This is a genomic window from Oceanispirochaeta sp. M1, assembly GCF_003346715.1.
Taxonomy (GTDB): domain Bacteria; phylum Spirochaetota; class Spirochaetia; order DSM-2461; family DSM-2461; genus Oceanispirochaeta.
In genome coordinates this window covers 81,015-99,545 of the sequence record NZ_QQPQ01000012.1, presented here as the reverse complement: position 1 = coordinate 99,545, position 18,531 = coordinate 81,015, and the positions used below count along the sequence as shown (strand labels likewise).

General features: G+C 42.4%; 17 protein-coding genes and 1 tRNA gene. 9 read left to right on the top strand and 9 right to left on the bottom strand.

Annotation, left to right across the window (positions count from 1 at the left end; genetic code table 11):
• The first annotated feature begins 60 nt into the window (after positions 1–60).
• Positions 61–2,571 carry an ankyrin repeat domain-containing protein gene (locus DV872_RS10425; protein ID WP_114629871.1) on the top strand — a complete coding sequence of 837 codons (2,511 nt, stop codon included), beginning with the start codon at positions 61–63 and terminating at the stop codon, positions 2,569–2,571.
• Positions 2,572–2,661: 90 nt separating this feature from the next.
• Here DV872_RS10425 and udk read toward each other — a convergent pair whose 3' ends face one another.
• Positions 2,662–3,279, bottom strand: coding sequence for a uridine kinase (gene udk, locus DV872_RS10420; RefSeq protein WP_114629870.1), 618 nt, complete (start codon positions 3,277–3,279; stop codon positions 2,662–2,664).
• A 25-nt stretch (positions 3,280–3,304) separates the two neighbouring features.
• Positions 3,305–4,108: a hypothetical protein gene (locus tag DV872_RS10415; protein WP_114629869.1), complete on the bottom strand. Its 804-nt coding sequence runs from the start codon at positions 4,106–4,108 to the stop codon at positions 3,305–3,307.
• Between the two features lie 112 nt (positions 4,109–4,220).
• Here DV872_RS10415 and DV872_RS10410 point away from each other — a divergent pair, with 112 nt between their 5' ends.
• Positions 4,221–6,104: an ABC-F family ATP-binding cassette domain-containing protein gene (locus DV872_RS10410; RefSeq protein ID WP_114629868.1), complete on the top strand. Its 1,884-nt coding sequence runs from the start codon at positions 4,221–4,223 to the stop codon at positions 6,102–6,104.
• Positions 6,105–6,149: 45 nt separating this feature from the next.
• Here DV872_RS10410 and DV872_RS10405 read toward each other — a convergent pair whose 3' ends face one another.
• Genes DV872_RS10405 through DV872_RS10395 form a run of 3 tightly spaced genes read right to left on the bottom strand, consistent with a single transcriptional unit; the run spans position 6,150 to position 9,406 of the window.
• A complete protein-coding gene (locus DV872_RS10405; protein WP_114629867.1) occupies positions 6,150–7,373 on the bottom strand; it encodes a D-alanyl-D-alanine carboxypeptidase family protein in 1,224 nt (407 codons plus the stop codon).
• Between the two features lie 9 nt (positions 7,374–7,382).
• Positions 7,383–8,702: a M18 family aminopeptidase gene (locus DV872_RS10400; protein WP_158546915.1), complete on the bottom strand. Its 1,320-nt coding sequence runs from the start codon at positions 8,700–8,702 to the stop codon at positions 7,383–7,385.
• A gap of 2 nt (positions 8,703–8,704) precedes the next feature.
• The gene (locus DV872_RS10395) at positions 8,705–9,406 is read right to left on the bottom strand and encodes a Bax inhibitor-1/YccA family protein (protein ID WP_114629865.1); all 702 of its coding nucleotides are present in this window, start codon (positions 9,404–9,406) and stop codon (positions 8,705–8,707) included.
• Between the two features lie 188 nt (positions 9,407–9,594).
• On the opposite strand from DV872_RS10395, the gene DV872_RS10390 reads away from it, so the two are divergent.
• The 3 genes from DV872_RS10390 to DV872_RS10380 all read left to right on the top strand — a co-directional run bounded on the left by DV872_RS10390 (position 9,595) and on the right by DV872_RS10380 (position 12,425).
• Positions 9,595–10,614: an ABC transporter substrate-binding protein gene (locus DV872_RS10390; RefSeq protein ID WP_114629864.1), complete on the top strand. Its 1,020-nt coding sequence runs from the start codon at positions 9,595–9,597 to the stop codon at positions 10,612–10,614.
• Positions 10,615–10,734: 120 nt separating this feature from the next.
• Positions 10,735–11,637, top strand: a complete 903-nt coding sequence (locus DV872_RS10385; RefSeq protein WP_114629863.1) for an ABC transporter permease — start codon at positions 10,735–10,737, stop codon at positions 11,635–11,637.
• Positions 11,634–12,425, top strand: a complete 792-nt coding sequence (locus DV872_RS10380) for an ABC transporter ATP-binding protein (protein ID WP_114629862.1) — start codon at positions 11,634–11,636, stop codon at positions 12,423–12,425. The genes DV872_RS10385 and DV872_RS10380 overlap by 4 nt, the downstream gene beginning before the upstream one ends.
• A gap of 157 nt (positions 12,426–12,582) precedes the next feature.
• Here DV872_RS10380 and DV872_RS10375 read toward each other — a convergent pair whose 3' ends face one another.
• Positions 12,583–13,335, bottom strand: coding sequence for a hypothetical protein (locus DV872_RS10375; RefSeq protein WP_114629861.1), 753 nt, complete (start codon positions 13,333–13,335; stop codon positions 12,583–12,585).
• A 98-nt stretch (positions 13,336–13,433) separates the two neighbouring features.
• Here DV872_RS10375 and rpiB point away from each other — a divergent pair, with 98 nt between their 5' ends.
• Both rpiB and DV872_RS10365 read left to right on the top strand, forming a co-directional pair.
• Positions 13,434–13,874, top strand: coding sequence for a ribose 5-phosphate isomerase B (rpiB, locus tag DV872_RS10370; RefSeq protein ID WP_114629860.1), 441 nt, complete (start codon positions 13,434–13,436; stop codon positions 13,872–13,874).
• 524 nt (positions 13,875–14,398) lie between these two features.
• A complete protein-coding gene (locus DV872_RS10365) occupies positions 14,399–14,731 on the top strand; it encodes a hypothetical protein (protein WP_114629859.1) in 333 nt (110 codons plus the stop codon).
• Between the two features lie 156 nt (positions 14,732–14,887).
• On the opposite strand, the gene DV872_RS10360 is transcribed toward DV872_RS10365, so the two are convergent.
• A tRNA-Arg gene (locus tag DV872_RS10360) sits at positions 14,888–14,961 on the bottom strand.
• 173 nt (positions 14,962–15,134) lie between these two features.
• Here DV872_RS10360 and deoD point away from each other — a divergent pair.
• Together deoD and DV872_RS10350 are read left to right on the top strand one after the other, a co-directional pair.
• On the top strand, positions 15,135–15,839 hold the full coding sequence (deoD, locus tag DV872_RS10355; RefSeq protein WP_114629858.1) for a purine-nucleoside phosphorylase: 705 nt from the start codon (positions 15,135–15,137) through the stop codon (positions 15,837–15,839).
• An 81-nt stretch (positions 15,840–15,920) separates the two neighbouring features.
• The gene (locus tag DV872_RS10350) at positions 15,921–16,502 is read left to right on the top strand and encodes an ACP phosphodiesterase (protein ID WP_114629857.1); all 582 of its coding nucleotides are present in this window, start codon (positions 15,921–15,923) and stop codon (positions 16,500–16,502) included.
• A gap of 6 nt (positions 16,503–16,508) precedes the next feature.
• Here DV872_RS10350 and DV872_RS10345 read toward each other — a convergent pair whose 3' ends face one another.
• Together DV872_RS10345 and DV872_RS10340 are read right to left on the bottom strand one after the other, a co-directional pair.
• Positions 16,509–17,546: a hypothetical protein gene (locus DV872_RS10345; protein WP_147283150.1), complete on the bottom strand. Its 1,038-nt coding sequence runs from the start codon at positions 17,544–17,546 to the stop codon at positions 16,509–16,511.
• Positions 17,547–17,582: 36 nt separating this feature from the next.
• Complete coding sequence (locus tag DV872_RS10340) at positions 17,583–18,518, bottom strand: class I SAM-dependent methyltransferase (protein ID WP_114629855.1); 936 nt, start codon at positions 18,516–18,518, stop codon at positions 17,583–17,585.
• Positions 18,519–18,531 lie beyond the last annotated feature (13 nt).

The window sequence follows — 18,531 nt, the reverse complement described above, 5'->3', positions numbered from 1 at the left end:
AATTCAATTTAACATTAACCGATTATACAATAAGGACAATTATGTATAAGAAGGAAAACAATGAATAAGAGAATAGAACTATTCGGATTATCCCTGACACTGATCCTGCTTCTTACAGCATGTGCATCAACAACCGAACCGGCAGTAGAACCGGAAGCAGCTCTTGTAGAAGAAAGTACGAATGACAGCTTACATTCTCTGGTTCAGAGTAAAGATACAGCAGGACTGGAAGAGTTATTTAAGATAAATGTTGATGTCAATGAACGAAACAGCGATGGCCAGACCGCACTGCATCTGGCAGCACAGGCCGGGAACCGCGACATCGTTATGCTGCTCCTGCTTCAGAAAGCAGACCCGAATGCCCTTGATAATACAGGGAAAACACCCCTCCACCTTGCGGTTAAGGCAGGTCATTCTGATACGGCATCCGTACTGGTTGATGGTAAAGCAGACATATTCATAAAAGATCAGAGCTCCATGACTCCCGTAGAACTGGGATTCAGCTCAATGCCCATGCTCAAAGCCCTGATCCGCAAACAGAATGTTAATAGCGGGTTTGTAGCAGAAGGGACAGTTCTTCATAAAGCTGCAGCCTCAGGCAATGTTGCGGCAAGTGAATATATTCTGGGCCTCGGTGGAAACCCTAATATTAAAAATCAGGAAGGCAAACTGCCTCTGGACATCGCCCATGAAGACAGAATAAGTAAAGACAGAGCAGAAATAGCTTCTCTGCTGATCAAATCAGGTTCTTTCAGGGCTCAGGAAGATATATACAAGTATTTTCATACCCTCTATAACCAGAGCGATATAAATTACCGTTTTGACTTTGGACAGACAGCCCTTCACATAGCTGCCGAACAGGGACATGAGGGAATAGTACGTCTTCTTATGGATAAAGGTGCAGACCTCAACAGCCGGGACAAACCGGGAAACACTGCACTCCACAGCGCAGTGAGAGGCGGATACAGGAGTATTGTCACTCTGCTCCTTAATGCAGGGGCCGATGTGAATGCCACTGATTACAACAGCAATGTACCCCTCCATATGGCCATGACCCTGGATCGTGATATTGAAATACTGCAGCTCCTTCTTTCTGCGGGTGCTGATGTGAATGCAAAAAACAGTTTTGGTAATACGGCTCTCCATCTGAGTGTGACACTCAACAGAGAAAGAACTGCCGCAGAATACCTTCTGGACTACGGTGCTGTTCTGGAAAGCCGGAATAAACACGGAAATACAGCCCTCATGGAAGCCGTAGACAGAGGAAACTCTGAAATTGCGATCCTCCTCCTTCAGAAGGGTGCAGATATATTTGCCAGAAACAATAAGAGTGAAACTCCCATCAGCATGAGCCTGATGCGCGGTGTAACTACTCTTAGCTGGTTTATAGACAGCAGCAATATCAATGCACAGGACAATGAAGGCAATACCTCTCTTCATATGGCTGTTCTGATGGAAGTGAATGCAGATGTCTACCGTTACCTGCTGGAAAATGGGGCAGGAATAGACAACAGAAACTTCGCAGGAGACACTCCTCTTCACATTGCAGTCAGACAGGAGATTCTGGAACTGACAACACAGTTTCTGAAACTTGGTGGAAATCTCTATATTGAAAATAACAGCGGAGAGACTCCCCTATCACTGGCCTTTGACAAGGGACCTGATTATGTTTCAAATTTTCTGATCGACACGGTTCTTGAAAAGACTGACAACATGAACTACACCCCCCTGTTTCATGCCGTACTTTGGGAAAAATCCGATATTGTGAGGGTAATAATCGACAGAGGTGCAGATATAAACAGAAAGAGTCTGATCGGCTCCACTCCCCTGCATGAAGCAGTTAAAACCGGTTCTGTACAGATATCAGGCATACTCCTGAGAGCAGGGGCAGATGTAAACAGTACTGACTATCAGGGCAATACACCTCTACATGAGATAGTCTACTGGAATTCCCTGAATCTGGCAGAACTGCTGATCTCTTCGGGTGCAGATATCAACAAAAAAAACCTTGTGGGTCGCAGTCCATTCTACGAAGCTGTGGTTAACGGTGATTTTGAAATGTGCAGCTACCTGATAAAACAGGGTGCAGATCTTGAAGTGAGAGATAACAGCGGTAAGACTCCCCTCTTTGAAACCATAATAGGTAATAATACAGCACTTATGGAGCTTCTGGTCAGTCAGGGCAGCTCCATACAGAAAAGAGATAATAGCGGAAATACCCCTCTCCACGCAGCTGTTATTGTTGATAACCATAAGGCTGTTGAATACCTGTTCAATCTCAATGCGGATATTTTTGCCACAAACATAAACAACGCCTCCCCTCTGACTCTTGTTATTAATAAGGGAAGTGAATATGTAAATACCTTTATGAGCTATGAAAATATAAATGCAAGGGATAACAACGGAAATACACCCCTCCATATTGCAGCAGCCATGAAAGCCTCAGTCAGCACTCTTCAGACGATGATAGATAAGGGTGCCGACAAGGAAGCACGTAACAATCTGGGACAGCGGCCCTATGACAAGGCCGTTAACAGCAAGTATGAAGCTGGTCTTGATATTCTGAAATGATTTAATATAAGTACTCAATCGAGTTAAAAATAAAAAAGCTGATCCGAAAGGATCAGCTTTTTTGTTTATATTAGAAAAACTTAATGTAAATTAATCCCGTTCTACTGTTTCCTTGATAAATGCCGCAAGCACCTGCAGAGCATTCATATTCATTCCGCCTTCGGGAATAATTATATCCGCATAGCTTTTGGTGGGTTCAATAAACTCAAAATGTCCCGGACGTACAACATCCATATACTGCTTGATAACAGAGTCCTGAGTTCTGCCTCTCTCGTTTACATCCCGCTGTAAACGTCTGATAAAACGGATATCATCGGGAGTGTCTACATAGATTTTAAGATCCATAAGATCACGGATCATTTTTTCATAAAAAACCATGATCCCTTCAAATATGATGACCTTCTTGGGCTTAACCTCAATGGTCTCTTCCATCCGTCTGTGATGAACAAAATCATATTGAGGCATCTGAATTGCCTTTCCATCTTTAAGATCCGCAAGATGCTGCATGATCAGGTCCTTGTCAAAGGCATTGGGATGGTCAAAGTTGAATTCTGTAATATTACTGTTAGTGATGTATTCAGCCGAACGATAATAGTTATCCTGAGGGATAAAAACAAAATCCTCTATTGATTCTGATATCTTTCTGACAATTGTTGTCTTACCGGATCCAGAACCGCCTGAAATACCGATTATTTTTGGTGCATCCATTTCTATCCCTCCCAGATTAAGACTCTTACTCTTGTTCTACCTTGGCTTCTTCAATCTGCATTTCCAGATCAGCAAGTTTAACCTGCATGGACTGAATACTCTTCTCAATCCTTGTTTTCTGAGATTCAAGGCGTTTTACAGTCATTACCGGCTCGGGTTTATCCTGACGGATTGCCTGTTTTACCATATCCTGGCTCTGTCCTTCTTTGAAGGCACTCTCCATCTCTTTACGTTTCTGAGGCTCTTTTACTCCGGAAATAATCTTCATATTCTCATAGCCGATCTCAGGATCTACATCCATGGCATAGACTTTCATGATTGATTTGGCAGAATTCCGATTCATTCCCAGGGCACGATCTACGTAGTCTTCAAAAATAGCATGGTTCTGCTGACAGAGATCCAGAGCCTGAATAAGAAGCTTACCGAAATCTTTCATTACCTTTCCATTTACAGAAAGATATTTAGCCTTAATCTCAGAAGTCAGTTCTTTAAAACGGTTATCCTCTTCAAATACATTGATGTAGATTCCCATCTCTTCAGCCTTGCTTAAAAGTCTGTGAAAAATATCCCAGAAAAGAACTGTGTGAGATCTCATGGTCACCTGACCTTCATGCTGGGTGAACTGAACATGATGAGCAAACTCATGAATTGCCGTATATACAAGAGCATTATCATCTTCAAAGTTTTTATTATGGATTATGATTTCCTGTTTCTCGGGATGGTAGAGACCATCCACTTTCTTGCTGGTTTTACCGGAAAATACAAGCTCAAAATCAGCGACGGTGCCGTCGATCTGAAGTAATTTTTCCTTAACCTGTTCCTGATTCATTAATTATTTCCTGTCTGTATGGGGTTGTGAATCATACTCTAATGCCTGGCAGAAGATTTGTCTATATCTCTAGGACTATTCACTCTCTCTGTGATAGAATCCATCATTAATTATGAATCTAATTTCAATTGACAATATAACTATTAACAGAGGCGGCAATAATCTTGTAGTCGGTAGCTCTTTCGGTATCGACTCGGATGACAAGATCGCCCTGATAGGCAGCAACGGCTGCGGTAAATCCTCACTGATTTCTGTGCTTACAGGTGAATCTGCACCCGATGAGGGCCAGGTCTCCCGTAATAAGACCATTTATATAAGCAGAGTAGATCAGCAACCCCTCTTTTCTGATGATGAAAAAGTCCTGGACTTTATCTTCAGAGATCCCAGTACACAGATGAAACTGGTTAAAGACTATGAAATCTGCAGTAAAAAGATGGAAGAGAATGCTCAGGATGAAACAGTTCTGAATGATTTTCACACGCTGACAGAGCAAATGGAAAAATGGAACTGCTGGGAACTTGAAAGCCGCATTAAATCTCTTCTATCCGAACTCAATATCATCGATTTCAATGCAGCCATGAGTTCACTCTCAGGAGGTATGGTTAAAAAAGCAGCCCTGGTACGGGCACTCTGCCAGGATTACAACCTGCTTATACTCGATGAGCCTACGAACCACCTTGATATTCCTACAATTGAATGGCTCCAGGAATATCTTAAAAAATCGGATAAAGCCTTTATCCTTGTAACCCATGACCGCTACTTTATGGAAAATATCTGTAACAGGATCCTTGAAATAGATGATCAGAGTGTTTTTCAGTACAAAGGTAACTATTCACGTTATCTCGATCAGAAAGCACTACGTCAGAATATAGAGAACAGTAAGCAGGCAAGAATAGAATCCATCCTCAGAAATGAACTCAAATGGATCAGCCGAGGCCCGAGAGCACGCGCAGGTAAAGACAAGAAACGTACGGCGAATTTCTACAACCTCATGGATGAGAAGAACCGGGAGGAAGCTTCGAGTGCGGAGTTCAGTTCAAGCTTCAGACGCCTTGGTAAAAAAATACTTCATCTCAAGAATATTGAGTTTTCCTACGGTGACAAAAATGTTATTAAACCATTCAGCTATCAGTTTCGCAGGGGTGAAAGGATCGGTCTTATCGGACCAAACGGTTCTGGAAAAACGACCCTGCTCAATCTGATCAGCGGAGCTCTCAATCCCGACACCGGCAGCATCGATATGGGAATCAATACCCATATCGGTTATTTTGATCAGACCGGCTCTGTTTTAAAAAGTGATATGAAGGTTATGGACTACCTCAATGAACATGCCGAGAAGATCACTTTAGCCGACGGCAGCACACTGACACCGACTCAACTGCTGGACCGTTTCCTTTTTCCAAAATCACTGTACTATACGGCCCTGGGTGACGTATCCGGTGGAGAACGAAGACGTCTGTATCTGATCAGGATACTCCTGAGCAATCCGAACTTTCTTCTCTTTGATGAGCCCACAAACGATCTTGATCTGCAGACCCTGAGCATGTTGGAAGACTATCTCATGGATTTCCCCGGCTGTCTGATGCTGGTATCCCATGACAGATATTTCCTGGACAGGGTAACTGACTTTCAGTTTGTATTTGATCATGTCGGCAATATACACGGTTATGCCGGAAACTATAGTGAATATAAATCTCTTCTCACTGAAAAGAATATAGCCGAAGAGGCAGCTGCGCCGGCAGCTAAAAAAGAGACAAGCCAGGTTGTAAAGAGAGAGAGAAAGCTCAGCTATAAGGAAAAACAGGAATATGAGGGAATTGAGGAAGACATCCTGGATATAGAAGGAAAAATTGAGGAAAAGGAAGCAGCCTTCTCCGCCCCTGACTTCAGCCCGGAATCTGCTGCTTCTCTGACTGTTGAGTATGAAGCATTAAAGAAGAAACTTGAGTTGAAATATGTACGCTGGGAAGAACTCTCGGCACTTGCAGGTGAATAAACCGGCCGGCCGAGGCTCTCGGCTGCCGGTTTCAACTACAGAAAATCAACTGAATCGAGCTCTCATATCCTGCCAGCTCAGAATAAGAAAATCTCGAATCCTTTTGTACCATGCACCTTTTTCAAGCCCCTGGGGTAGAATCACATCTGCTGATGTCAGCAGTACTGAACCCAGATAATAGTCCACTGACCCGATAACTGCATTCACAGCCAGAGGTGCATGAATCTCATCCTGCAGTGTCACATTTGATGTGACCTGAAGCAGCTCATCATCCCCCAGAACAATCTCATCAACTTCAGAAAGAACCGGCTGCACAAACTGACTGTTTCCATACCAGACCCTGATCTCATCAAAATCAATCCCGGGCAAAGAACGGTAATGATAATTATAAAATCCGTAATTAATAAGCTTTTCAGACTCTTCGGCCCTCAGTCTTATCCCCTGATAATAGCTATCCGTAAAAACACCCATAATAATTGAGATAATCCTCTGACCGTCCCGGAGAGCCGTTCCTGTAAAGTTAAAGCCCGACTCATCAATATATCCGGTCTTCAGACCGTCTACACCCCCAACACGGCCTAAAAGTAAATTGGTATTTTTCTTTTTTCTGGGAACCTGTATTCTGAATTCTCTGCCTTCAGGCATATTTTCAGGGAGTGGATAGACCATAAAGAGCTGAGAATGAAGTTCATTCAGAGCCTCGGGATACAGACTGATATATTCTCTGGCCAGTAGAGCATAATCCTCTGCTGTTACAAGATTGTATTCACTCCATCCGTCTGGATCCACAAATACAGTTGATTTCATGCCTATGGATCTGGCTCGGGCATTCATCTTATCCACAAAGGCCCGCTTTCCCGGTCCCAGTATATGGGCAATGGCATAGGCCGCATCATTTCCGGATGATATGGCAAGACCCTTCATTATACCCAGAACAGAGACTTCCTGCCCCTCCTCCAGCAGCATAAGGGAGGAGAAAGGTGGTCTTGAAAAAGAGGAACCAGCCTCATCAATGGTTATTATGTCTTCCCTCTTGAGTTCTCCGGCAGCAAGGGCATCGTAGCAGAGAAGAAGAGTCATTACCTTTGTCATGGAGGCAGGTGAAATTCGAACTTGGCTGTTTTTCTCATAAAGAATACGACCGGAGTCAAAATCCATCAGCAGGGCTGATGAAGCTGTCAGTTCCGGCGCAACCTCAGTCTGCGCAGTTAATCCTGCAGTTAAAAAACTGATTATTAAAATAAGGAGAATGGTTTTTTGTTTAGTCATAGGTCCCCGTCAGGATTCTCTGTAATGTGCGGTAAAGCTGCGAATCATAGCGTCGTGATCCTTCACTGCCACTGTTTCTCGTATGCTGTGCATACTCCATAAAGGATTCCCCACATCTACAGCGGGAATCCCCAGACGTGATGCCGCAAGAGGGCCAAGTGTCTTCCCTGTGGGTCTGTCAGAGCGGTTTATATAGGTCTGACTCATAATACCCGCCTTCTCACAGAGAAGTCTGTAACGGGCTGCTGTATCACCGGTTGAAGCATAATTCCATCCGGCATTCTTCTTCACCGCAGGTCCCTTATTCATCTCTGGTGTAAAATCTTCGTCATAGAGATCTGAAAAATTGGGATGAATGGCATGAGCCGCATCGGCCGAGATAATAAAAGAAGAGGCACAACTCTGCATAAAGCTCTCCCTGCTTCCTCCCGCAGAAAGAATAATCCTTTCAAGAGTCTGTTCAAGGAAGGATGAATCTGCTCCGTGAGGTGTCAAACTGCCTGTCTCCTCATTATCAAAAAGGGCTGCTACCGTAAGTGAATCCTGTTCGCGTACTTGAGTTATAGCTTCAAGGGCAGCATGGCACATGGCCAGATTATCAATTCTTCCGGAACTCAGAAACTCATCACTCCAGCCGCTCAGTGAAGCCTTCTGTGTATCGTAAAGAATCAGATCGGCATCGATAATATCGTCGGTTTTGATCTTCAGATCCTTTGCAATTAAAGCATAAAGATTTTTAATTTCATCTACATTTTCAACTTCAGGAGCCTTATCTTCCTCAGCAGCAGGACAGCTCTGAATAATACAGCTCAGATGATTTTGAGGATTGTACTCGAATCCCTTGTTCACTTCCCTGTTCAGATGGATAGGAGGATTGGGAATAAGAACCTTTCGGAGGGGATTCATGTATAGACGGGTATCAAACCCGCCTGTACTGTTCTTAACAAGAATCCTTCCGGCCACAGCCAGATCACGGTCCAGCCAGGTAGCCAGGATAGGACCTCCGAGAACCTCGACCCCCACTGTGAGCATGCCATTTTTATTATTGATCACCCCCTCCTTCAGACGGAAGGAAGGACTGTCGGTATGGGCTGTTACAATACGAAAAGGATTTCTCACCTTGGCCACAACTGCGGTCCTGAAGGCGATAAGAGAACTGTCATTTCGAATGAGGTAGTAGCCGCTATCTGCCTCTAGATCCCATGACCTAGTCTCATCAAGGCGGTTAAACCCTGCCTTAAGGAGTCTCTTCTCCGCTTCAGCAACTGCATGAAAAGCCGTAGGTGATGCATCAAGATAATCTATTAATGACTTTACTACCTGACTCACAATCAGTCCCTTCTTCCCAGTATTCTCAGTATGAAAAGAAACATATTGATAAAATCCAGATAAAGAGTCAGAGCACCCAGAATGGAGAGTTTCATAAATCCCTCTTCATTGACTGTATGGCTCATGCTGCGGCTCATACGTTTAATTTTCTGAGTATCATAGGCAGTGAGACCTGTAAAAAGGGCAACTCCCGCATAGGAAATCAGATAATCCAGACCACTGCTGCGTAGAAACATATTAACCAGGGATGCGACAATCAGCCCGATCAATCCCATCATCAGATAGTGTCCCAGGCCGCTCAGATCTTTTTTAGTCGTCACTGCCCAGAGGCTCATGACTCCAAAAAGAGCTGCTGTTGAAAAAAAGGCATTTGTAATAGTACCCAGCTTATATACATAAAAAATGGTGGAGAGGTTAATTCCGTTTAAGGCTGCATAGGCTCCGAAAGTGACAACCGCAGCACCCACAGACATCTGCCCGATATTCCTGGAAAGTCTGAATACAAGAACCAGCTCGGCAATTATTACACCGAACATCAGTATGGGATTCTGGATATAAGAGATAAAAAAGCGGCTGCCCGCAAAGCCCCAGGCCACGACGGCCGTCATAAACAGACCTGCTGTCATCCAGAGATAAACGTTTTTTAATATAGTTCGGTCCTGAACAGCCTGCTGACTGCCTGCACCTGTAAATGTCTGATTCATAGTTAAACTCCTGTAAGTATCAGAATATGATTAAATATACTTATATTCCGTAAAAATGCAAAACATATAAAGGTTACATGAAGCTAATATGAATTTCGAAGTTTCTCTTGTATCTATTGACAGAAACAAGTAAAAAAAAGAATAATAACATCAGGTGTTTCTATTAGTAAGAACACCAGGAGAAAAAAATGAAAAAAACTACTGTCCTTCTTTTAAGCCTTCTGATTCTTGCATCTTCTCTGTTTGCAACCGGTCAAAGCGAAGCTGCTCCTTCAGCCGATGATACAGCTGCAGTCAGACCCATAAGAATAGGTATTACCAAAATTGTTTCCCATCCTGCACTGGATGCCCTGGAACAGGGAGCCATGGAAGTGATTCTTGAAACTTTTCCTGATGCCAGGTTTGATAATCAGAATGCTAACGGTGATATGAATACAGCATCATCCATAGCTCAGAAATTTAAAGCTGATAAAGTGGATCTGGCAATCGGAATTGCAACTCCCACAGCTCAGGCTTTAGCAAACACAATGAAAACAATCCCTGTACTTTACTCCGCAGTAACCGATCCCGTTGATGCCGGTCTTGTAGACAGTTTTGAGCAGGGCGGCAGCAATATTACAGGTATCTCAGATATGACCCCTGTAAAAGATCAGATCAAACTTCTGATGACCCTGACAGAAATTAAGACTCTTGGACACATCTATACCAGCAGTGAAGCCAATGCGGTAACTCTTGCCAATAAGGCAAGAGAAGCATGTGAAGAACTTGGTATCGAATTTATTGAGACTACAGTAACTAACTCTTCGGAAGTTAAACAGGCAACTCAGACCATTATAGACAAAGTTGATGCTATCTATATTAGTACAGATAATACAGTGGTATCTGCACTCTCCGGTGTTTCGGATGTTGCAACCCGTAAAGGAATTCCCATCATGTCTGCCGATCCCAGTTCTGCGGAAGAGAATGAAATACTTATATCCTGGGGATTTGATTATTACAAAATGGGAAAAGCATGTGGCCGTCTTGCAGTTGAAGTACTGCAGGGAAAGAAAACTTCTGAAATACCCACAGTATTTATGACCAGTGTAGATGATATTGATCTGCTGATTAATCTGGATCTTGCCGCCAAGCTTGGAATCACCATTCCTGACGATCTGAAAGCCAAGGCTGCGACACTGATCAAAGATGGAAATATCATCAAACAGTAAATTGAAATTTAATGATCAAAGTATCATTATGAAAGGGGCTGGCCGCTAATACTCGGTCAGTCCCTTATTTTGTATTAAAGATTCTCTTATATAGAGAGAAATCTGATAAAAGAGGTAAAAATGATTGAAGGGATTTTAGTAGAAGGTCTCATATTCGGTATATTGGCACTGGCTGTCTTTATTACTTTCAGGATTCTGGATTTTCCGGATCTTACAGTAGATGGAAGTTTCCCCCTTGGTGCAGTAACAGCAGGCAGCTGCCTGCTTGCCGGAATGCATCCCATACCTGCACTGCTGATAGCCTTTCTGGCAGGAGCAATGGCGGGAACAGTCACAGCTGTTATTCATAATAAACTGAAGGTTCCCAATCTGCTGGCCGGAATACTCACCATGACCATGCTCTACTCTATCAATATCAGAATTCTTGGAAATAGAGCTAACCTTCCCCTTCTAAAAGTAAGAACCATCGTGGATGTGATTACAGACCTTACAGGTTCTTATCTCTCCTATACAGGATCTCTTCTGCTGTTATTTCTTCTTGTTTTTATCATTATCAAGGTTCTGCTGGACCAGTTTTTTCTTACCGATATGGGTCTCTCTCTTGGAGCCATGGGTAATAACGAGCAGATGATCATAACCCTGGGTGTAAATCCTGAGACCATGAAAATAATAGGTCTGAGCCTCTCCAATGGTCTTGTCGCCCTCTCGGGTGCATTTTTTGCCCAGTATCAGGGTTTTGCTGATGTAAATATGGGACAGGGTGTTGTTGTCTCAGGTCTGGCAATGGTTATGCTGGGTGAATTTCTGATTCGCTCCAACAATATTCAAATCCTCACATTCCGTGCTCTCCTGGGTGCCATTCTCTATAAAGCCATCATGTTTTACGGACGTTATTACGGCTACTACATCCATCTGACTCCCAATGATTTAAAGCTCCTCACCGGACTGCTGATCATACTCTCCCTCATCATTTCCAAGAGTAAGAACCCCAACATACTAAAGACACTTCGAGGTAAAAAATGATTAATATTGAAAATCTGAACATGATATTCGGTGAAGGAACCCCCAACAGAAACCACGTCCTCAGGGATCTTAACCTCAGTGTAAACAAGGGAGACTTTATCACCATAGTTGGTTCAAACGGTGCCGGCAAGACAACCCTTTACAATGCCCTCTCCGGTCATGACCCGGCCAGTTCAGGAACCGTCCTTTTCAATAACAAAGATGTTACAAATATGGCCGAATATAAAAGAGCAGCCTTTATCGGAAGAATCTTTCAAGACCCTCTACTCGGAACTGCCGGGAATATGTCTATCGAAGACAATATGATCATTGCTTCCTATAAAGGAATTAAAAAAATACGCAGGACTCTGAATAGGAAAAAAAGGGAAGAGTTTAAAACACTTCTCACCCGCCTCGAAATGGATCTTGAAAGCCGGCTCAAGAATAATGTTGCCCTTCTGTCGGGAGGTCAACGGCAGGCTCTCACACTCCTGATGATGGTTATGTCCCGTCCCGAACTTATACTTCTGGATGAACATACAGCCGCACTGGACCCGCGTAATGCAGTAAAAGTCATGGAACTGACGGTTCAGTTTATTGAGGAATATGAACTGACCGCCATGATGATCACTCACAATATGCAGCATGCCATCGACTATGGTAACAGACTTATCATGATGGACAAGGGTGAGATAATCATGGACATCCAGGGTGATGAGAAGAAACAACTTACCGTTTCAGGACTAGTTGAGAAGTTCCATGCCATACGGAAAGAGCAGTTCCTCAATGATGAGGCTCTGTTGAGTTAATTAATCTGGTTTGAAGTATGCTGGGAAATCCCTGCCCTTGGCAGGGAACAGGCTTTTCAGGGCTCCGCTTTCGCTCCGGCCGTTGCCTGGCAACGGCCCCCGGAGGGCCCTTACAATCCTTTTTAGAACAACCCTTCTTATAAGCCCAGATTGTAAATCAGATTTCCGCCATCATCCGCTGGATATAAATATTCTCTGGATAAATAGTAAGAGCCTTATTCATCCAGAACCGGGCCAGATCCTTATTCTTCAGCTTCTGCCAGGCTACACCGATTCCAGAATATATGTTGAAAAGATCATCCTTTTCGGCATTCGGCATGTTTTCAGCCTGTTCGAACAAAGCTATTCCGTCACGTGGTTTTCCACCGAAAATTTTCGGAGTATAGACTCTGTCATTGCCTGCAAGAACCAATGCTTTTGCATTCTCAGGATTCAGCTCCAGAGCACGATCTGTCATCTTACGTATATTAAGACCGTTAGCCATTGTAAAAGAAGTACCCTTCAGCAGGCAGAGCTGCCCCAGGATATCAGCACGCAGAGTCAGAACATCACTGTCTTCCTTTATTTCAAGAAAGGCCCCAAGAGCATCATAGGCTCTTTCAAAGCGTACCTCTGCATCCTTACTTCTGAACTTCTCAAAATCCTTCTTATCAGCCATATCGGCTTCCATATAGACCCGGGCACTTATGTAATCTAATTTGGCTTTCCACTGGAGGGTATCAGCTTCATCAAATCCGGCAGCATCTACCTTATCCAGGGCTCTATCTATCTGCTTTTGAATATCAGGAGAAGTGGTTGCCTGATTATACATATCATCACGTAGCTCTTTATATAATTCTGTCAGACTCTGTGCCTGAAGTGAAAAGATCATAGACAACAGCATCGTGCAAAGGATAAATCCTTTTTTCATATTCAATCTCCTGCTTTTCCATAAAACGCCTTGCCCTATGGAAATTTAAAACATACTACCATAATATATACCTAACCATAAACAGGAGAACTAATTTGATGAAAAAAGTGGTTATTGCAAACGATCATGGGGCCGTGGAGATCAAGAAAGAGATCTGTGAGTTCCTTAAAAGTAAAGGATATGAAGTCAACGATATGGGTCTTGCAGAAGACGAATCCGCTGACTATCCGGATATGGCAGAGCTTGCCTGTAAGGAATATTTGAAGGGCGGATATGAATTCGGTGTTGTGTGCTGCGGTACAGGTATCGGAATCTCAATATCAGCCAATAAAATTAAAGGGATCAGATGTGCTCTGGTTCAGAACAGTTTTGCTTCAGAAATGACAAAAAAGCATAACAATGCCAACTTCCTGGCCTTCGGAGGCCGTATTGACTACCCTGAAAAGATCACTGATATGGTAAATGCCTTTATCAGCTGTGATTTTGAAGGCGGCAGACATGAGAGACGAGTTGAAAAAATAATGGATTTGGAAGCATAGTTTATAGGGCACCGGTGAAAGCCGGGGCTCAATCAATTATTTTAATTTCACCATGAAAAGCATAACGAAGCTTTTGGACTTAACTCAAAACCAATATAACCATTTACCCAATAAGAGGCTGTGCGTGAAGAATACCCTTCAGTGTATGCCTCTGTATATAAACCATCTGATATAACAACAATGCTTGGCAGTCGGAAAGATGCCGAAGTATACCTACCGATGCTCCTGTTATCCCTAAATGTAAATCCAGTGATATCAATACCTATGTTTACAAAAGTTTGACTGCCCGGAGCCAATTCATCGAAAGAATAACCATAGACGGACTCTTCAATACCGATTGCAATCCATAAATTAGCAGTAAACTACTTTTTAAATATATGGATGGAGACAAAATGATCTCTCCGCTATGTCTGAATTGTCAGTATGCGGTGTCATATTTTATAATATTTAAATTATAGACCTTTTATCAAAATGTGATACTATATAAAAAGTATAATTAGATTTTTGTTGAAGGAAGGAATAATATGTATACTTATTGTCATTATTGTTTTACAAGTAAAACGATTCCGGAAGGAGCTGAATTTGTTGAGTCCCTGGGATGTTATGTTACCGATTTTGAAAAACACCCATTAAAATTTGAGTTTATTTATATCGATGAAAGCAGCGTTCTGCCGAATGAACTTAGAGATAATCCTCATATTGCTTACTATGTCGACAACTTCGATGAAATGATAGAAAAAGAGAAAGTACTATATCAGTTCATTGCACCAGATGGTTCAGATGTCCGAGTGGCATTTTTAATGATTGATGGTGTTGTTGTTGAAATAAAAGAAAAAGATTTTTCGAAAACATCATAATAGTGAGCTGCGGCGATATATTTTAATATATAAAATATATCGCCGATTTTTTGGTGCTGAAACTTTTTGCCTGAAACGGCTCTTTTTCGGATATTAGTGTTCAAAATAAAAGCCTATCCAGTAACAAATTTTCATTCATTACCAGATAAGCCCAAGTGATCGACGCGGGATTCGAACCCACCACCTCTTCCTCCGGAGGGAAGCGCTCTATCCAAATGAGCTAGTCGACCTTATGAAAAGAACAATAATGAAAAAGCATTCCACTGTCAACAAGAGTACACCGGCAGATGCAATGCACTCTTGTTGAACAAGTAGTTGTAGATCTTTTCATAATCAGCACTTTCTTTTAAATTCACTACTTATCTATTATAGTTATTATAACAAAAAGAATAAGGAGTTCTGAATGAGTGTACATATTGGAGCCAAAAAGGGTGATATTGCTGATACAGTTCTAATGCCTGGAGATCCTCTCCGTGCTAAATATATAGCTGAAAACTTTCTTGAAGATGCTGAATGTTACACCGAAGTAAGGGGTATGTACGGTTATACCGGAACATACAAGGGACAGAAAGTGTCTGTTCAGGGAAGCGGCATGGGTATTCCCTCAATCGGAATCTATGTAAATGAACTGATAGATCAGTATGATGTTAAGAAAATCATGAGAATCGGTTCCTGTGGTGCTCTGCGGGAAGAAGTGAAGATCAGGGAAGTTATTCTGGCAATGAGTGCTTCTACCAACAGCAGCATCAATGACATAACCTTCAGGGGTATGACATATGCTCCCACAGCCAGCTATTCTCTGTTTTCAAAGGCAGTAAAAGCAGCTGAAGCTCTGGATATCAAGTTCCATGCGGGAAACATCCTTTCCACTGACATCTTCTACAATAATGATCCTGATGAATGGAAAATCTGGGCCGATCATAATGTACTGGCCGTAGAGATGGAAGCTGCTGCTCTTTATACTCTGGCAGCAAAAAAAGGGATTGATGCTTTAACTATTCTTACTGTAAGTGACTCCTTCATAACCAATGAAGTAACTACCTCAGAAGAGAGAGAAAAGACCTTTACCCAGATGATGGAAATTGCACTGGAAACAGCAATCGCCTGATAAAATTTAAAGTATGAATGATAAGGACTGCCCATTCATTACAGGGCAGTCCTTTTTTATACACTGAGGATAGGATAAACAATGAATTACCTGGCTCATGCTTTTTTATCACCAAGGGACTCACTGATTCTTCTGGGCAATATGGCATGTGATATGATCCGTCCCTATGATACTGAATCCCTTCCTGAAAGAGTAAAAGATGGTTTGGCACTACATCAGGATATAGACAGGTATACCGACAGGCATAATGGTTTTAAAGCAGTAAGGGATCATCTAAACAGCCGGAAGCTGCCCTATGCCGGTGTCTTTACGGATATCATTTTTGATCACTGTCTGGCCCGTGACTGGGAGAGTTATTCAACACAACCTTTACGTGATTTTTCCATGTCAGTCTACAAGATACTGAACAGAAGTATTGCTGACAAAACAATACCAGGTCATTTTTCCCGTCTTGCCAAAGCCCTTGTTTCTGATGACTGGTTTGGATCCTACACTACCAATGAAGGTCTTGAGAAGGCTCTGACAAGGTTGAATTACCGGAGCAGCAGAGAGATTCCTGTCAGTCAGATTATGGATACAGTTAAAAGAAATTCGGAAATTATCGATATTGGTTTCAGTGCACTGATGCAGGATCTCTTAAAGACCTTTCCACACGCTCAGTGATATAATTTAAAACAGGTTTACAACAAGTATTTCAGACTTGTTTTCATCCTCTCCATTGAACAGTTGTGTTAAACATCTTGTTTTTAAAGGGGACAGACTTAATCCGTTCATAGCAAAAGTCCCATTCTCAGCACTGTAATACTCATGTCTCTCAGCAGTGTTATCACCGGAGATAATCTTCCAGATCCCCTCTTCCTCCACGGTCATCAATACACTATTCTCATCCATCCAGCGTAAACCGCCTATATTTTCAAACTGATAATCAGCACTGCCGTCGTATTGAGCAGAGCCGTCAGCACCGAACATTTTAACTGTATAGACTGGTTCTGTCCCTGAATCTGTTTCCAATCGCACGCAAAACATAATCATATTAATGCTGTCCGGATCATCGGGATCGGCATACACATCGGGGTTATAATAATAATCTCCCCTAAGTACATTGCCATCATTATCAAATTCATAAATCCCCAGAAGGAAACTCTGAGTGTTTCCAGTTATGAAATCATAAATATAATAACTTTGAGCAGCTGTCATGGTATTGTAATCCAGCTGAGTACCGAGATATCCCATCTTATCTGTCCATGGATATACAGGAGATGTATTATGAAGATCACTCAGGTTCGGCAGTCGTCTATTCTCCACTCCGTCAAATGTAAACATACTGTGATCGACAGTTCCGATCTTGATTCTAAATACATCACTGGATGCTGAACTATCTGCCTCTGCGGCAAATACTATTGTAGATCCGTCTGATGAAACATAGGGATCAATAATTTCACTGGGAGCATCTGGATAGATATAAAGGGTAATTTCATCCAGGACATTGCCTTCCAGATCCATTCGGGTCAGAATCTGATTTTTATATTTATAGGCTGTCCAGAAACTGTTTTCACTGTCCCAGGAAGGAACAGACATTGAATCGTTTAATGGAATTGAAAGCCAGCCGGTATGCTCGAGGAGAAAATCACTTGAAAATGAATCATCCGACTGATTACCGCATGAGAAAATAATAACTGTAAGAATCAGCAGAAAAATCCGTTTCATCACATTACCTTTATATATATTGTACTCCGCCATTGCTCATGCTTCAAGTTGACTATAATTTTCCGCCAGATATGTTTTAAGACCACGCTCTTTAAACCGGCCCAGATATGAAGGAGGACAGGGTACTTCCCTTATATCCTGAAACTGCCCTGAAAGGTTATTTTCTATCATATCAAGAAACTCCCGGGGGCTGCAGTCAGGAGCATTCAGACAGAATAGAACCGCACCTCCCTTTTCAAGGATCTGAGGTATACGCCCGATCAATCTGGGGTAATCCTTTTTATAGGAAAAACTTTTCCCCTGCATAGGTGGTGGATCCATAATTATCAGACCATAGGGACCGCGCTTTTTTATCTTGCTGAATGACTTGAAAATATCATATCCGAAGTATGAACTCTTTCTTTCATCCATTTTATTCAACCTTATATTTTCCCGCCCTATGCTTAAGGAGTTTTTATTCATATCCCAGTTGTCTACGCTGTCAGCTCCGGCCTTCAGTGAAGCAACAGCAAAAGAACAGGTATAGGCAAAGAGGTTTAATACCTTTACTTCTCCCCTGGACTCAATATAGTCGATTACTGCTTTCCGGCCATTAATCATATCTGCAAAAAAGCCGGCATTCTGTCCCCGTCCTGTATGAAGGATATAATTAAGACCGTGTTCTTCAACTTCAACCGTATGCGGCGTATCTTCACTCAGATAAAGCTCATAAGAGCTGCCTGAATGTCGGAACTGGACCCTGATGGAACATAATGGAAACAATTCTTTAAGAATTGAAATCAGATTTGAAAGCTCGTCATCACTCAGTTCCATATAGGTCAGGACAAACAGGTGCATAGCAAAACGGTCAATCAGCAGCTGCTCCAGTCCGGGTATTACGGCAGCAGGTCCGTTAAATATTTTTTCACAGAGTTTATTGTCCTCAATTTCCAATGATCTCAGATTATCTTCCAGCTGTTCCCATTTATCCATATATTATTCTCGG

Bases quoted from the DNA above. Each gene is read 5' to 3' on its own strand.
- DV872_RS10425 (WP_114629871.1), top strand. From the start codon at position 61: ATGAATAAGAGAATAGAACTATTCGGATTATCCCTGACACTGATCCTG.
- udk (WP_114629870.1), bottom strand. From the start codon at position 3,279: ATGGATGCACCAAAAATAATCGGTATTTCAGGCGGTTCTGGATCCGGT.
- DV872_RS10415 (WP_114629869.1), bottom strand. From the start codon at position 4,108: ATGAATCAGGAACAGGTTAAGGAAAAATTACTTCAGATCGACGGCACC.
- DV872_RS10410 (WP_114629868.1), top strand. From the start codon at position 4,221: ATGAATCTAATTTCAATTGACAATATAACTATTAACAGAGGCGGCAAT.
- DV872_RS10405 (WP_114629867.1), bottom strand. From the start codon at position 7,373: ATGACTAAACAAAAAACCATTCTCCTTATTTTAATAATCAGTTTTTTA.
- DV872_RS10395 (WP_114629865.1), bottom strand. From the start codon at position 9,406: ATGAATCAGACATTTACAGGTGCAGGCAGTCAGCAGGCTGTTCAGGAC.
- DV872_RS10390 (WP_114629864.1), top strand. From the start codon at position 9,595: ATGAAAAAAACTACTGTCCTTCTTTTAAGCCTTCTGATTCTTGCATCT.
- DV872_RS10385 (WP_114629863.1), top strand. From the start codon at position 10,735: ATGATTGAAGGGATTTTAGTAGAAGGTCTCATATTCGGTATATTGGCA.
- DV872_RS10380 (WP_114629862.1), top strand. From the start codon at position 11,634: ATGATTAATATTGAAAATCTGAACATGATATTCGGTGAAGGAACCCCC.
- DV872_RS10375 (WP_114629861.1), bottom strand. From the start codon at position 13,335: ATGAAAAAAGGATTTATCCTTTGCACGATGCTGTTGTCTATGATCTTT.
- rpiB (WP_114629860.1), top strand. From the start codon at position 13,434: ATGAAAAAAGTGGTTATTGCAAACGATCATGGGGCCGTGGAGATCAAG.
- DV872_RS10365 (WP_114629859.1), top strand. From the start codon at position 14,399: ATGTATACTTATTGTCATTATTGTTTTACAAGTAAAACGATTCCGGAA.
- deoD (WP_114629858.1), top strand. From the start codon at position 15,135: ATGAGTGTACATATTGGAGCCAAAAAGGGTGATATTGCTGATACAGTT.
- DV872_RS10350 (WP_114629857.1), top strand. From the start codon at position 15,921: ATGAATTACCTGGCTCATGCTTTTTTATCACCAAGGGACTCACTGATT.
- DV872_RS10345 (WP_147283150.1), bottom strand. From the start codon at position 17,546: ATGAAACGGATTTTTCTGCTGATTCTTACAGTTATTATTTTCTCATGC.
- DV872_RS10340 (WP_114629855.1), bottom strand. From the start codon at position 18,518: ATGGATAAATGGGAACAGCTGGAAGATAATCTGAGATCATTGGAAATT.